At 56.9% G+C, this 13,862-nt stretch carries 12 protein-coding genes; 3 read left to right on the top strand and 9 right to left on the bottom strand.

Annotated features, from left to right (window positions below):
• Positions 1–234 precede the first annotated feature (234 nt).
• The 4 genes from dnaN to pyk form a co-directional block, all read right to left on the bottom strand.
• On the bottom strand, positions 235–1,611 hold the full coding sequence (gene dnaN / locus NW842_RS09500) for a DNA polymerase III subunit beta (protein ID WP_414374331.1): 1,377 nt from the start codon (positions 1,609–1,611) through the stop codon (positions 235–237).
• Between the two features lie 741 nt (positions 1,612–2,352).
• Entirely contained in the window at positions 2,353–4,635 is a 2,283-nt protein-coding gene (locus NW842_RS09495) for a RelA/SpoT family protein (protein WP_414417919.1), read from the bottom strand.
• A 151-nt stretch (positions 4,636–4,786) separates the two neighbouring features.
• The gene (locus tag NW842_RS09490; protein WP_414342658.1) at positions 4,787–5,017 is read right to left on the bottom strand and encodes a DUF4327 family protein; all 231 of its coding nucleotides are present in this window, start codon (positions 5,015–5,017) and stop codon (positions 4,787–4,789) included.
• 138 nt (positions 5,018–5,155) lie between these two features.
• Entirely contained in the window at positions 5,156–7,015 is a 1,860-nt protein-coding gene (pyk, locus tag NW842_RS09485) for a pyruvate kinase (RefSeq protein WP_414374333.1), read from the bottom strand.
• Between the two features lie 170 nt (positions 7,016–7,185).
• On the opposite strand from pyk, the gene NW842_RS09480 reads away from it, so the two are divergent.
• Entirely contained in the window at positions 7,186–7,428 is a 243-nt protein-coding gene (locus NW842_RS09480) for a hypothetical protein (RefSeq protein ID WP_414351871.1), read from the top strand.
• An 88-nt stretch (positions 7,429–7,516) separates the two neighbouring features.
• On the opposite strand, the gene NW842_RS09475 is transcribed toward NW842_RS09480, so the two are convergent.
• The 4 genes from NW842_RS09475 to tnpA form a co-directional block, all read right to left on the bottom strand.
• Positions 7,517–8,062: a hypothetical protein gene (locus tag NW842_RS09475; RefSeq protein WP_414374324.1), complete on the bottom strand. Its 546-nt coding sequence runs from the start codon at positions 8,060–8,062 to the stop codon at positions 7,517–7,519.
• 264 nt (positions 8,063–8,326) lie between these two features.
• Positions 8,327–9,073 (bottom strand): GvpL/GvpF family gas vesicle protein, encoded by a 747-nt coding sequence (locus NW842_RS09470; protein WP_414374322.1) that lies wholly within the window; start codon positions 9,071–9,073, stop codon positions 8,327–8,329.
• A complete protein-coding gene (locus NW842_RS09465; protein ID WP_414374319.1) occupies positions 9,051–10,172 on the bottom strand; it encodes a sugar phosphate nucleotidyltransferase in 1,122 nt (373 codons plus the stop codon). The genes NW842_RS09470 and NW842_RS09465 overlap by 23 nt, the downstream gene beginning before the upstream one ends.
• Before the next feature lie 54 nt (positions 10,173–10,226).
• Complete coding sequence (gene tnpA / locus NW842_RS09460) at positions 10,227–10,634, bottom strand: IS200/IS605 family transposase (protein WP_414357785.1); 408 nt, start codon at positions 10,632–10,634, stop codon at positions 10,227–10,229.
• Between the two features lie 34 nt (positions 10,635–10,668).
• On the opposite strand from tnpA, the gene NW842_RS09455 reads away from it, so the two are divergent.
• Together NW842_RS09455 and NW842_RS09450 are read left to right on the top strand one after the other, a co-directional pair.
• The gene (locus NW842_RS09455) at positions 10,669–11,862 is read left to right on the top strand and encodes an RNA-guided endonuclease InsQ/TnpB family protein (protein WP_414374316.1); all 1,194 of its coding nucleotides are present in this window, start codon (positions 10,669–10,671) and stop codon (positions 11,860–11,862) included.
• A gap of 10 nt (positions 11,863–11,872) precedes the next feature.
• Positions 11,873–12,697, top strand: coding sequence for an RNA methyltransferase (locus NW842_RS09450; protein WP_414417918.1), 825 nt, complete (start codon positions 11,873–11,875; stop codon positions 12,695–12,697).
• A gap of 140 nt (positions 12,698–12,837) precedes the next feature.
• On the opposite strand, the gene NW842_RS09445 is transcribed toward NW842_RS09450, so the two are convergent.
• A complete protein-coding gene (locus NW842_RS09445; protein WP_414329479.1) occupies positions 12,838–13,797 on the bottom strand; it encodes a DnaJ C-terminal domain-containing protein in 960 nt (319 codons plus the stop codon).
• Between the last annotated feature and the right edge of the window lie 65 nt (positions 13,798–13,862).

The following is a 13,862-nucleotide window of genomic DNA, read 5'->3' as shown; positions in this document are numbered from 1 at the left end:
CAATGACTTTTGCCAAACCGCCTAAAGCTCAGTAAATTCAGCAAAGTTCAGGGTTTTGGGGGTTAGAGGCATGCTCCCTGAACGCTCGGCGCCGCTTCCGCGACCATCCCTGGCTCCTTTCCCTCTGGGAGAGGGGGCAATGCAAACAACTGTAGATTTGTACAAACAACTGTAGATTTGTACTGAGATGATCTTGAGAGTTTTGGACTAGAGCTGGGTGGAGCTCTCCTAAGACTAGGTAGCCCGTAGCTGCACCGGCATAACCAAATAACAGAGCCGCATTGCCCCAAGGGGCTTCCAGATGGCCGGCTGCGTGGCGCCGTTTAGCTCCAGGCTCACCTGCTGCGTATGAAACACCCTGAGGGCATCCAGCAGGTAACGCACATTGAAGGCCAGCTCCAGGTCAGGACCAGACATCTGCACTGGCAACGATTCCTCGCCACTTCCTACATCGGGCGCCTCGGTGCTGATGCGCAGGGTTTGGGTTGCGGCAGAAAGATTGAACTTGACGATGTCGTTTCTTTGGGCAGCAAGTACTCCCACCCGTTCCAGCGACTCAATCAAAGGCCGACGCTCCAGGGTTATCTGCCGCTCAAATTGCCTGGGAATCAGGCGGTTGTAGTCGGGATATTGGCCCTCCAAAAGGCGGCTGGTGATCCGCTGTTGGCACTGCGTTTTGCTGGCGCGAGGAGGCAGCACAAACTGCACCTGGGATCGGTCAAACCGCAATTCCACCGTAGAGGCCGCGGTCTGGGTGCCGAGGATGCGCTCCACCTCTCGCAAAGTGCGAGCGGGAATGGTGAAATCCAACCCTATTTCCCCATGGGCCGAAGCAACCGGGATCCCTTCGGCCTCCACCTGCACCATCGCCAGACGATGCCCATCGGTGGCTGCAAACTCCAGGCAAGGGGGATCCCCTGGCAAGAGCTTGACATGCACTCCTGTGAGCACCTGCTTGGTCTCATCTCCAGAGGCCGCAAAAAGGGTTTGGCCGATCCCTTGCAACAGGCTCTCGATGGGCAGCTCCAGGGCCTGAGCTGTTGGGCTTTCCTCCCCCGCAAAATCGCCATCTGCGTCGGCGGTGCGGAGCGATATTTCCGGTAGGGTGGGGTACTCTTCAGCCGACATGCTGCGCACTTGGTACTGGCCGGCTGCCGACATGAGAATCACAGGGGCACTCTCCTGGGCTTGGCTGCTCGCGTCAAGAGTCACTGGGCCGCTGGGCAGACGGCTGACGATGTCGCTGAGCAGCTTGGCCGGCAGGGTGGTGCGACCGGATCCCCTGACCTGAGCCTCGAACTCGCTGCGAATGCACAAGTTCAAGTCAAAGGCGGTCAAAGCAACCCGCTGAGTTTCCGCGTCGGCCTCCACCAACACATTGGCCAAAACGGGCAGGGCGGGGCGGCTGGCCACAGCCCGTCCAACGGAAGTGAGGTGGTGGCTGAGATCGGCTTGCTCGCAGGTGAAGCTGAAACCCTCCGGAGACGAGTCCACGGCCCCGTCAAGGTATCCCTCCCCACGCTGAGGAGCTGCAGTCTTGCTGCTGCGCAACACCGGCGCGAACGACTCGGTTTCCGATTCTCGATCCACAGGACGTTGAGCTTGCACCATGGGGGGCACTTGAGGGCTGCACACGCAGATCCTACACCGACTGCCCCGGTTGGATCCCTCCCCTTGCGGTCGAGTTTTGGAAAATTTGCCTCGCGCGTAGGACAGATCTGAAATTTCGATCCCTGCCTAATTTAATTTTTTGATCTAGTAGTAGTAGGGGCTGTGGAAACTGTGGAAAGTGATCGTCAACACCTTGTGCCATGAGCTTTTGAGCCTATTCCCCACCTGTGGAAAAACTGTGGATAACTTGGCCACTTTTCCACAGGGTATTTATACCTGTTAATAACTTGGGGGGTTTTTCCACAGGTTTTCCACAGATTTTCCAGGTTTTTCCACAGGTTTTCCACAGGCTAATGTTATGGTTTTCTGACAAATTCATAAAAATTAACGCACAGTCAGTGTGAGATCCCCTAAGGTAGTGAATCCTTCCCCCTAGATATGGCTGGGGATTCCACCGGAGCTGGGGCGGGCTTCGCTGGATTTCCACAGGTTTTCCACAGGCTGTCGAAGAAAGCCTGGGATATTGCTCTGGGCTTGTCGGCCTTGCCTGGCCACCTGTGAGCTGACACGGGATTTTTGGCAAGACCCCAGAGGAGCGGGAAAGCGCTCTGCGCACCAGAAGCGGCAAAGGAGGTCAGGATGAGGATGGGACAGCGCCTGACCCAAAATTGGGCTGCTGCAGGAGCGAGTCGCAATAGGGATGCGGTCTAGAGTCCGTACCCGCGAAGGGCCAGGCGTAGGTCAACGGGATCCGTTTTGGTGATGGCGGGAGCGCAGCACGATCACGTCAGAAAGCTGGCGCAGTTGACTTTGAACCTGGGTGAGCTGTTTCTTATCACGTACATCGATACAGAGATCGATCAGGGCGGTGCGGTTGGCAAAAGTTTGTACCTTAGCATTGCGAACATTAATGCCTTGATCCGATAGACGGGAAAGAATGTCCCGCAGCACCCCAACGCGGTCGATAACCTCCAGATGCAGTTCTACCGGGTAGATCTGGGCGCTCTGCCGCAGTTGCTCTTCGTTCCATCGTACCGGCACCAGCCGTTCCCCCGAAACCTGGGCCACCCTTGGGCAATCCCGGTGATGGATGCTGATCCCCTTAAAGCGGGTGACCACGCCCAAGATCGGATCCCCCGGCAGCGGATTACAACACTTGGCCAACTGGTGTTTCAGACCCTCCACCCCCAGAATGGGAGATTGGGATTTGATAGAACTGGGAGCCGCAGAAGCCCGTGGCAACAACAGCTTGGATCCCTCAAGCGATTCCTCCTCTGTGGGAGCAGATACTGCCGGCCTGCTGACCTCCTGCAGCCGATGGATCACCAGCGTGGGGGTTGTCTCACCATAACCCAGAGCGGCTAACAAATCCTCTACACTGGCGTAGTTGAGCTTTTCGGCTACCTTCTGCATCCGCTCTGATTTGAGCAGGGCATCAAAGCCCGTTTTGCCAAGTTCCCGCTCCAGTAAATGCCGGCCCCGCGCGATGTTTTGCTCGCGATTGGAGCGCTTAAACCATTGGCGAATGCGATTGCGGGCAGAGCTGGTGGCAACGAAATTGATCCAGTCCAGGCTGGGATGGGCATTTTTGTGCGTGATGATCTGCACAATGTCGCCGTTGCGCAGGCGGGTATCCAGGGGCACGATCTTGTTGTTTACCCGCGCTCCTGCACAGTGATCCCCAATTTCGGAGTGGATGCGATAGGCGAAGTCCACCGGACAGGATCCCTGGGGCAGAGCCAGCAAGTCCCCCTTGGGCGTAAAGACGTAAACCTCGCTCTCAAACAGGTTCTCGCGAAGGGTGTCCAGATACTCCTTGTCATCTTTGAGGTCGTTTTGCCACTCCAACAGCTGTCGCAGCCAGGTGAAGCGCTCCTCGTCGGGCTTGACAGTGGTGCTGCCGGCCTCCTTGTACTTCCAGTGGGCGGCGATCCCGTACTCAGCCACGCGGTGCATCTCTTCGGTACGAATTTGCACCTCCACCGGTCGTCCCTGCGGGCCAATCACCGCCGTGTGCAAAGATTGGTAACGATTGGCCTTGGGCAGACCAATGTAGTCTTTGAAACGCCCGGGGATGGGGCGAAAGCAGTTGTGAACGACTGCCAGCACCCGATAGCACTCGCTGTTGGTATGTACGATTACCCGAACTGCTGAGAGATCGTAAATCTCGTGAAATTCTTTGCGCTGCTGCTGCATCTTGCGATAGATGCTGTACAAATGTTTGGGCCGTCCGCTGATCTCAAAGCGTTCCAGTCCCGCTTGAAGAAGGTTCTGCCGCAGCTCTTCGATAAAAGCTTGAATCTCTGCCTCTCGCTCGGCGCGCTTGGCATTGACCAATTCCTGGATCTTCCGGTAAGCTTCGTAGTCCAGATACTTAAAAGCCAGGTCCTCCAGTTCCCATTTGAAGTGCCAGATCCCCAGCCGGTTGGCCAAAGGGGCGAAAATTTCCATTGTTTCGGCTGCAATCTGCCGTTGCTTGCTGGGGGAGAGATACTGCAGCGTGCGCATGTTGTGTAAGCGATCCGCCAGCTTGACCACGATGACTCGAATATCTTTGGCCATGGCCACAAACATGCGGCGGAAATTTTCCGCTTGCTGCTCGGTTTTGCTGGAGAAATTGAACTTAGAGAGTTTGGTAACTCCTTCTACCAGTAGGCGAACTTCAGAGCCGAATTCAGCTTCCAGGGCTTCTGGGGTAACTTCTGTATCCTCAATAACATCGTGCAAAAGGCCCGCTGCCACCGTCACCGCATCTCCCCCCAGCTCCCGCAGGAGAGTGGCCACGGCTACCGGATGGGCAATGTAGGGATCCCCCGATTTGCGTTTTTGGCCCTGATGCAAACAGTAAGAAAACTCAAAGGCACGGCGCAGCAGATCGGCTTCTTCAGCCGTGTAGGGCCGCAACCCATCGCCGGGATCCTCGGCACCGGAAAGCAGAGCACGCAGCCACCCTGGCACCTCAAAACCGAGGCTATTCAGGTCGAGACCTCTATCTGAGGTGGCAATGACAGCCGTCTGACCCATGCGAACCCGGCGAAAAGGGATGTTTAATTACTGACTATAGTTCATCCAGCTTAGCCGCCGACAGATTAGAGGAGGAAAAAACGGCTGGAATAAAAAGAGGCATTGGCTGTCTGCCAACGCCGACCGCTTGCCATCCTCGGCAGATCGAGGCTTAGTCTTCGCTCCACTCCTCGCAGTTGCCGATCAAATCGCAGAGGGGATCCGAGGGGCAGTAGTCTTGCAGCTCCAGCTCTTGGGCAATCGCCTGCCACTCCCGCTGCGGGAAAAAGGGTTGCAGGTGGGCAATGGCTGCAGAGCGGCGTAAGACCCCCTGCTGAATGAGGCGACGAGCTTCCTCCTGGATGGCCTCAACCGCATAGTGGGTGGCTTGTAAAGTGGGCATAGCTTAACCTACACGTGGAATGGATGGGACGCACCGAAGGGTCAGGGAAAATCTTGCCTCGCTACCCCCATCATAGAACTGGGTCTCGTTTCGTAGCAAGAGATACAAGTTTGTATTGCAGGCAACCTTAAGGCCCGCTTAAAAGCCCAAGCCATCGGCTCCTGCGGTCACTATGCCTTTTTCTGGGTTCAGAGTGACGATAGATCCATCCCGGATTAAGCGGGTAGCATCCTTGACCCCCACCAGCACCGGCACTCCCAGCCGCAGGCCAATGACTGCTGCATGAGAGGAGGCTCCCTCTTCTTCGGTAATCACGCCGGCTGCCTGTTTGATCGCCTCCACATAGTTGGCGTCGGTGGATTGGGCAACCAAAATGTCTCCGGCGGTGATTTTGCTGGCATCGAGGCTGGATCTCAAGATGCGGGCCGGGCCGCTGACAATGCCTTTGCCAAACCCTTTGCCTTGAGCCACCACCGCTTTCACCACATCCACCTTGATCAGATCGGTGGATCCCGCAACGCCTGGCAGGGTTCCTGCACTGAGCACCACCAAGTCGCCATCCTTGAGCAAGCCATCTTCCTGAGCCAAGCTGATGGCCGCTTGAAAGGTCTGGCGGGTGGTGGCCAAATCCATAACCAACAGCGGATGAACTCCCCAAACCAACTGCAGCCGCCGTGCCACTTCCACATGGGGGGTTACGGCTAGGATGGGAGTGCGGGGGCGAAACTTAGAGACATTGCGAGCAGTAGCCCCTGTTTTGGTCAGGGTCATCACGGCTACAGCATCCAACTCTTGGGCGATCTCCCCCACGGCGCGGCTAATCGAGTCGGTGATCAGGGTTTTGGGCCGCATCCCGGCAGGACTGTTGCCGTTGTTTTGGCTCAGCTCCTGCATGGCAAGGGTGCGAAGGCGTTGTCGTCGGTCGGCGTAGGTCAGGTCAAAGTAATCGCGCTCGGTGCGCACGGCAATGCGGGCCATGGTGGCAACGGCCTCGACAGGGTATTTGCCCACAGCCGTCTCGTTGGAGAGCATAACGGCATCGGTGCCATCCAAAATGGCGTTGGCCACATCGGAGATCTCGGCACGGGTGGGTCGGGGGCTGTGCACCATGCTGTCCAGCATTTGGGTGGCCGTAATTACCGGGATCCCCAGGGAGTTGGCCAGGGCGATCACCCGCTTCTGCAGGATCGGCACCTCTTCCGCGGGCAGCTCTACCCCCAGATCTCCCCGTGCCACCATCACACCGTCGCTGAGGGCCAAAATCTGGGGCAGTTGTTCGATGGCCTCGTGTTTCTCGATCTTGACGATGATGGGTACCCGCTTGTCGGCTGAGCCCGAAGAAGGCCGTTTGGCAGAGGCGATGAGCTCCCGCAGCTCCAGCACATCAGAGGGATCCCGCACAAAGCTGAGGGCCACCCAATCCACCCCTTGGTTGAGGCCGAAGTAGAGATCTTCTTTATCCTTTGGGGTCACGGCGCGGATGCTCAGGCGCACACCGGGGAAATTGACCCCCTTGTTGTTGGAGAGGGTACCCCCGACAATGGTGCGGCAGAAGAGTTCGCCCGCTTCCGGATCCACGGCTTCCACCCGCATCTCTACTCGACCATCGTCGATGAGGATCGTCGCTCCTTCGGGCACTTCCTGGGCCAGCTTGTCGTAGGTGACCCAACTGCGCTCTTGGGATCCCAAGACAGGTTTGCTGGTCAACACAAAGGGATCCCCTGCCTTGAGGGTGATCGAGCCTTCGGCGAACTTGCCCAAGCGGATTTTGGGCCCCTGCAGGTCTTGCAAGATGGCGACCTGGATGCCCAGATCCATCGCGGTTTGGCGGATCAGGCGAATGCTGCGGCGGTGTAGCTCGTGATCCCCATGGGAGAAGTTCAGGCGAAGGGTGGTTGCCCCTTGCAGGATCATCTCCCTGAGAATGGCTGGATTTGAGCTGGCAGGGCCGATGGTGGCAACAATTTTGGTGCGTCGAAAAGAATCCCTCAAATGCATGTCCACTGTTCCCAAGGGAGAGCAGCCCAGATCCTTCCCCCACATAGGGATCTCTCTGATTACGATAACCCGTTATGTCTTTTTTGAGGCACCGCTTTTTTAAAATCCCCAGCGAGAGAGGATGGGAAAATAGGCAAAGCAGAGTGTAGAGATCCATCTGGAGTCGAGCGATGCCGGTTGCCCCCGAATACGCCTTCCCCTTCGAGCACCATCAGAAGTTCTCTCTGGATAACCCCACCATCTCCAGCCCAGGGGTTTCCAAGCGGGAATACATAGCCAGCAGAGTACTGCAGGGTATCGTGAGCAATCCCCAGACTCCCGTCGGCGATTTGTCTCCTGAGCAACGACAGGCTTTGGTCTATACGGCGGTGTTGTTGGCAGATGATTTGTTGGCGGCCCTCGGCGCTCAGTAGAGAGGTTCTTGAGATTGCAGCGCACCCTCTTGGGGTGAGGTTTAGGCCGAGGTTGACCGTTCGCGGCGGGGGGCCGTAGGCTCTGCTGCTACCTACGCCGCAGCTGTTGCGTCAACTCTTCCCCCAAGCGCATCCATTTTGCTATCTCTTCGGGACTCACCTGTCGGTTATTTTGCCAAAGAATGAGGTGGGCGCCGGCCCCTTCGGCACAATAGTTGGGATATTGCTCCAAAAAACTGAGGACGCCGGGATGAAAACGTAGCCGAACTTGAGCTTCATCCTGTCCTCGCAAGAGATAGCTCCGAGAAAACTTAGGGTGGCTCTCGAAATTGATATCTTGCATGCCAAAAGCTTTGGCGATGCCATGGAAAAGGGCATTTTCGGGGTGCAGCCGAAAACGGGGCAGATGAAGATCCTCGTGATAGGCGTAGAAGACGGACTGGCGATAAGTGCTAGAACTCTTGCCACTGCCGCGGGTGTATTGGTAATCAAAAACGGTAATCTCAGTGCCATCGATCAGCCGCTTGGACATCGAATTATAGAAACGCCGCCCATAACCTTGCTCAAACAGCCCAAAGCCGGCTTGAACCAGGCGGGATCGGATCTCTTCCGGCAATTGGGCAGAAAACCGCATTTCTAGCTGTGCGGCCACCTGCTCCAGAGCTTCTCGACGTTTCTTGTCTTGATAAATAAAAGGCCAGGGCTAACATCCCGACCGCCAGAGCTAAAAACAGGATAAAAATAAGCCACTCCATACCGTCTCCCTCGGCTTAGCCACTGCAGTGCCTATCCCCATAATACCTGAGCGGATCCCCAAAAGGATCCCTGCCTTCGACCATTCAGCCGAGCGGTCTCCTCTTGTCTTTTGTAGAGAAGTGACCCAATACAGCTGAGTGTGTCAAAGTTTGACGAAATTGTAGGGAGCGGTGAAGTTGTTGTAGCGAATGCGCAGCCGCCCCTGGAAGGTCTGGTCTAGCTCCTCTACTTTTTGGGCAAAAACCGGCTCATCTTCCCAATTGATCAAAAACGAGCCGTTGTAGGCCATGTTTTCGGTGAGCAGATCTCCTTCCACGCGGTCGCTGGCCAAGGGGCTTAGGGCTGCTGTGAAGGCTTGGGCAATGCGCTGACGCCGCTGCTCCAAGAGTTGCTCTAGAGCCCGTCCGATCTCAACTACCGCGTCCAATCCCAAAGGAGCGCCGGCCATTTCGTCCCGCCGAGCTTTGAGGGCAGGGTTTTCCTCTAGCCCCAGCTTGAGCTCCTGCTCGGGATCCCAGAAGACCTTTACTCCCACCTCCCGCTTGCCCTCTAGGCGCTCCAGCAGAGCCAGCAGATCCGCCAAGCGGGGCTGCACCAAGTCCCGTTCCACCTGCTCCCAGCCGCTGACCACCAGACCAAATTGCAGGGGCAGCAGAGCCCGATGTCCCTCGTTCATCACTTTTTCCAGCACGGCTTCATGGGCAAGCAAGTTGGCCCGGCTGGCCAGGTAGCGCTCTTGTCGAGCCTGGGAATACAAGAAGGCCAGGGATCCCAGCCCATGAACCTGCACCGGCTGCTTGTCCAGCCCCACCACACTCAGATGACGCGGGCCAGGGGCAGCGACGATCCCGTAGAGGTAGAGGGCGCTATGGGGATTTGCCGTTGGCATTGCTGCGGGCATCTCCGATCAGCCACGTGAGGTTGGACTCTTCGGTGTCGATGGCATTGCCATCCGAGGAAATGCAGTAGCGACCCATCACCATCTGGTGGCGTAGGGTCACGCCTGCCGCAATCTGGGTGTAGTTAAAAATCAAGCTGCCATCCAGCGTACACCCTTCATTCAACACACATCCGTAGCCAATTGCCGTGGGGCCGATGAGTTTGACCCCGTCCGCCAAATAGCTGCTGGCCCCGATGTAGACCGGTGGCTCGATGTGGATGCGATCCCAGTTGGCGCGGATGTTGATCCCCGTCCATACGCCGGGTTGAATCTGGATCCCGGGCACCTTGACCCCCTTGATCTCGCCGCGCAGCACTTTTTGCACTGCCAGCCAGTAGTCGTGGGTGCGGCCAATGTCCACCCACTGAAAGTCAGCCGTGATCCCATAAAAGGGAGCGCCCGCTTTCACCAAGGCCGGGAAGAGATCGCTGCCGATGTCGTAGGGGCAGCCGGGGGGAATGTAGTCGAACACTTCCGGCTCGAAAACGTAGATGCCGGTGTTGATGGTGTGGCTGAGGGCCTCTTCCCGCCTGGGCTTTTCTTGGAAGGCAGTGATGCGACCCGTCTCATCGGTTACCACCACTCCGTAGCTGGAGACCTGGCTGGGATCCACCTCCCGCAACACCACGGTGGCCAGCGCTCCCTTGGCTTTGTGGAAGTTGACGATCTGCGTGAGGTTTAGGTCGATTAGCGCATCCCCACAGAGCACCACAAAGGTGCTGTCGAAAAATCCGGAGAAATCCTGGATCTTGCGCATGCCCCCTGCGGATCCCAGGGCCTGGGCCACCGGCTGGCCGTTCTCAAAGTGACCCTCGAACGAAAAGCCGATGTGAACCCCCCACTGCTGCCCATCGCGGAAGTAGTCTTCGATTTGGTGGGCCAAGTGGCTGGTGTTGATCATAATTTGGTTAAACCCATGTTCCCGCAGCAGCTCCACCAAAAATTCCATGACAGGCTTGTGCAAAATGGGGATCATCGGCTTCGGCATCATGTAGGTGATGGGCCGCACTCGCGTGCCTTTGCCTGCTGCCAGGATCATGGCTTTCATGCCGTTGTCACTCCTCCGGGCTAACCGTGCTCTGACTTTATCAAAAATTTGGGTCTAAAACCCCGCCCTTGAGGGCGGCTTTTCTTGATTTTGGCTGTAAGCAACTAAGACTTGTAGAGGAGCCCCACCCACACTCGATGCAAAATAGCTAGGGCTCCACAAGGCAGTTTTGCCGTAGGGCTTGGGAAACTTAGCCTGGCCGTACCTGCGACTGGAGACTCTTGAGAGCGTTAACCATCTGGAAATAGACCACTTAGGTGGGTAGAAAATCAAAAGATGAATATGGTCTGCTCCACCGTTAAACTCTAAAATCTCAAAATCCATCGATTGGGCAATGCTCTTAAATGCTGCCGCAATTAAGTCCAAACCTTCCTGCGTTAGTATCCTGCGTTTGTATTGGGTGACAAACACCAAGTGCGCTTGCAAGCTGGAAACGCTGTTGCGGTCTCTCCTTAATCCCATATGCTAAGATGACGCGCCAACCTAACTTCAACCCATGCAAGCCCGCTATAGGTATAGGTTCTACCCTACAGACCAACAGAAGCAAGCCCTAGCCAAAGTATTCGGTTGTGTCAGGTTTGTCTGGAACGAGGCCCTGGCCCACTGCCAAGCCGTTGGCAAGTATCCAGGGTACAACGCTTTGTCAAAGCGGCTGACAGGGTTAAAGCAATCAGTGGCATGGCTCAAGGAGGTATCCAGTGTTGCCCTACAGCAATCCTTGAGGCACTTAGACCAAGTGTACCGGCGTTTTTTTGAGAACAAAGGAGGTTTTCCACACTTCAAGAAGAAACAATCAAAGCAGTCATTGACTTTAGTGGCCAATAGCTTTTCCCTGAAAGGGGAGCGTGTGCATCTCGCCAAGATAGGAACTATCCAGCCTATCTGGAGCCGTCCGCTGCCAAGTCAACCAAGCTCTGTAACCGTAATCAAGGACTGCGCGGAGCGGTACTTTGTTAGCTTCGTCGTAGAGGTGGAGCCTATGCGTGTTCCTGCTCAGTCTCCCAGCGTTGGGGTGGATTTGGGCATCAAAACCGTTGCCGCTGTAAGTAACAGAGCTCAGTACCACAGCCCCAACGATGAGCCTTTGTACCGGCGCATCGCTCAGTTGCAAAAGCCATTGGCCAGACGGGTCCAAGGGTCAAAGCGGTGGGAGCGGACAAGGCTGAGGATGGCCAAGTTGCACCGTCGCCTTGCTGACCTGCGGTTGGACTTCCTGCACAAGCTGTCTACCAAGCTCATCAGCGAAAACCAAGTGGTTTGTTTGGAAGACCTGAATGTAAGTGGGATGTTGAAAAACCGCAAACTGTCCAGGGCAATTAGCAGGCAAGGGTGGGGGATGTTTCGCGCTTTGTGCGAGGCAAAAGGGGGCAAGTACGGCAGGGAAGTGCGGGTCATTGACCGCTGGGCAGCAACCAGTCAGCACTGTTCGAAGTGTGGCTGGCATTGGGGCAAGCTTGACCTAGCTACTCGGGTGGTGGTCTGCGACGGTTGTGGCACAGTCCACGACCGGGATGGGAATGCTTCCCGAAGCATAGAGCAAGTCGGGATGGGGCAAAGCGCTCCGCGCCGCCAAGGCGAGCGCCCGACTCTAGAACGGATGTGGAGACTGTTCGCGCCAGCGGGACGGAGTCCTAGTAAGACCAGCTTGCTGGCATCGGTCTGTGAAGCGTCAAGAATCCTTGCTCTTTAGGGCATGGAGTATGTCAACCCACTCTGGCCCTGAACAACTGGCGCAGGTACGGCTTGTATTGGTGCAGCCGGCTGGGCCGCGCAACCTCGGCGCCATTGCCCGCGTGATGAAAAACATGGGCTTCAGGCAGTGGGTGCTGGTGGATCCCCAATGCGATCCCCTCGATATGGAAGCGATCACCACAGCCGTGCATGGGGCAGACCTGCTCCATCAAGCCCGGAAGGTGCAAACTTTGCCCGAAGCCCTGCAAGGGTGTGTGCAGGTTTTCGGGACAACGGGGCGCAGCCAAACCTACCCACCCGAATGGCAAATTCAGTCCCCCCGCCAAGCCTTTCCCGCTCTGCTGGCCGCCGGCCCTGCCGCCCTCGTGTTTGGCCCCGAAGATCGCGGCTTGAGCAACGAGGAGCTGGCCCTTTGCCATCGCCAGATCCAGATCCCCACCGATGCGACCTATCCCTCTTTAAACTTGGCCCAAGCCGTGGCCATTTGTTGCTATGAGCTGTACACCCTCGTCTGCCAGAGCCCTTCCCCTGCTCCTCCTATGCCCTCGCCTCAAAGGCTTGCCCCCTTCGAGCTGCTGGAGGGATTTTTCGACCACTTAGAAGCGCTGTTGCTGCAAATTGGCTACCTGCACCCCCACACAGCCCGCCGCAAAATGCTCAAGTTTCGCGCCCTGTTCCAGCGAGCCGGCCTGACCGTAGCCGAGGTGGCCTTGTTGCGCGGGATCCTGCGGCAACTGCAATGGAGCCAGGGATGCTCTCGTCAGGAACCTCTGGAAGCAAATGCAGCTCCCGTCCCGCCGACGCAACCAGATTCCAGCAGGACCCCATCTTGACCCCAAGGCTGGGCCTCCAGCCCCGCCCTACCGCTACCGGAAGCAAGCTAGAAGGGCGGCTTCCTGCTTTCAGGCGGCGCGGAGCGCTTGTCAAGAATCTTGAGGCTTTGGCCGTGGGAGAATATCGGAGAATATCAATGCTAGAGCTTAAGGGTGGCGCGGGGATCGTAGGATTGAACCCGCTGCAGCCTTTCGTAAAGTTCTCGCTCTTCTTCGGAGATCTGGGTGGGCAAATGGATCTGCACCACCACGTAAAAATCCCCCCGTTCTCCGTTGCCTTTGGGAAATCCCCTTTCCGCCAGCCGCAACTTTCGCCCCGGCTGCATGCCAGGTGGGATCCGCAGCTTCACCACCCCCTCCAAGGTGGGCACCTCCACCTGGGCGCCCAAAACCGCTTCGCTGGGGCTGATGGGCAGATCGCAGTAAACGTCGAATCCCTCTAGGCGATAGAAGGGGTGGTCTTTCAGCTCAATTTTAAGGTACAGATCACCGGCACCGCCGTTGGGGTTGGGGTGGCCTTGGCCGCGCAGGCGAATCCGCTTCCCTGGCGTAATTCCCGGCGGGATGTTTACCTCGAGCACGCGATCCCCGCCCACCCGCAGGCGACGCTTGCCCCCCTCAAAAGCTTCTGGAATGCTGATCTGGATGGTGGCCTCAGCATCGTAACTGGTGTTGCCAGTGGATCCCGAAAATCCGCTGCTGCGGTCTGTGGTTTGGCTGCGCACCCGGCCCAGCAGTTGATCGATGAAGTCTTGAAAATCATCAAATTGGCTGAAATCGACGCCACTCCCCCCAAATCCGCTCCCCCCAAAGTCTTGGCTGAAGGGGCTGCTGCTGTAGGTGTAGGCATCGCGGCTGGAGCGAAACCCGCCCTGCTGATAGTATTGGCCAAATTGGTCGTATTGCCTGCGCTTGCTGGGATCCGAGAGAACTTCGTAGGCTTCGTTAATGTCTTTGAATTTCTCTTCAGCCGCTTTGTCGTTGGGGTTGACATCTGGGTGATACTTGCGGGCTAGGCGCCGATAGGCTTGTTTCACCTCATCGGCAGTGGCCGTTTTGCTGACCCCCAAAATCTTGTAGTAGTCCTTAAAGTTTTGCATGGAGGCGTCCGCAGGCAAATCGCTGAGAGTGGGCAGAAAACCACGAGGCTAGGCGTCCCCGGCAA

Origin of the sequence: Synechococcus sp. R55.4, assembly GCF_047461935.1 — a bacterium.
GTDB lineage: Bacteria > Cyanobacteriota > Cyanobacteriia > Thermostichales > Thermostichaceae > Thermostichus.
The sequence above is the reverse complement of the archived record's forward strand: the minus strand, read 5'-3'. Positions and strand labels throughout refer to the sequence as shown.

Excerpts from the sequence above, each read along its gene's own strand:
- dnaN (WP_414374331.1), bottom strand. The coding sequence starts at position 1,611 with ATGGTGCAAGCTCAACGTCCTGTGGATCGAGAATCGGAAACCGAGTCG.
- NW842_RS09495 (WP_414417919.1), bottom strand. The coding sequence starts at position 4,635 with ATGGGTCAGACGGCTGTCATTGCCACCTCAGATAGAGGTCTCGACCTG.
- NW842_RS09490 (WP_414342658.1), bottom strand. The coding sequence starts at position 5,017 with ATGCCCACTTTACAAGCCACCCACTATGCGGTTGAGGCCATCCAGGAG.
- pyk (WP_414374333.1), bottom strand. The coding sequence starts at position 7,015 with ATGCATTTGAGGGATTCTTTTCGACGCACCAAAATTGTTGCCACCATC.
- NW842_RS09480 (WP_414351871.1), top strand. The coding sequence starts at position 7,186 with ATGCCGGTTGCCCCCGAATACGCCTTCCCCTTCGAGCACCATCAGAAG.
- NW842_RS09475 (WP_414374324.1), bottom strand. The coding sequence starts at position 8,062 with ATGCGGTTTTCTGCCCAATTGCCGGAAGAGATCCGATCCCGCCTGGTT.
- NW842_RS09470 (WP_414374322.1), bottom strand. The coding sequence starts at position 9,073 with ATGCCAACGGCAAATCCCCATAGCGCCCTCTACCTCTACGGGATCGTC.
- NW842_RS09465 (WP_414374319.1), bottom strand. The coding sequence starts at position 10,172 with ATGAAAGCCATGATCCTGGCAGCAGGCAAAGGCACGCGAGTGCGGCCC.
- tnpA (WP_414357785.1), bottom strand. The coding sequence starts at position 10,634 with ATGGGATTAAGGAGAGACCGCAACAGCGTTTCCAGCTTGCAAGCGCAC.
- NW842_RS09455 (WP_414374316.1), top strand. The coding sequence starts at position 10,669 with ATGCAAGCCCGCTATAGGTATAGGTTCTACCCTACAGACCAACAGAAG.
- NW842_RS09450 (WP_414417918.1), top strand. The coding sequence starts at position 11,873 with ATGTCAACCCACTCTGGCCCTGAACAACTGGCGCAGGTACGGCTTGTA.
- NW842_RS09445 (WP_414329479.1), bottom strand. The coding sequence starts at position 13,797 with ATGCAAAACTTTAAGGACTACTACAAGATTTTGGGGGTCAGCAAAACG.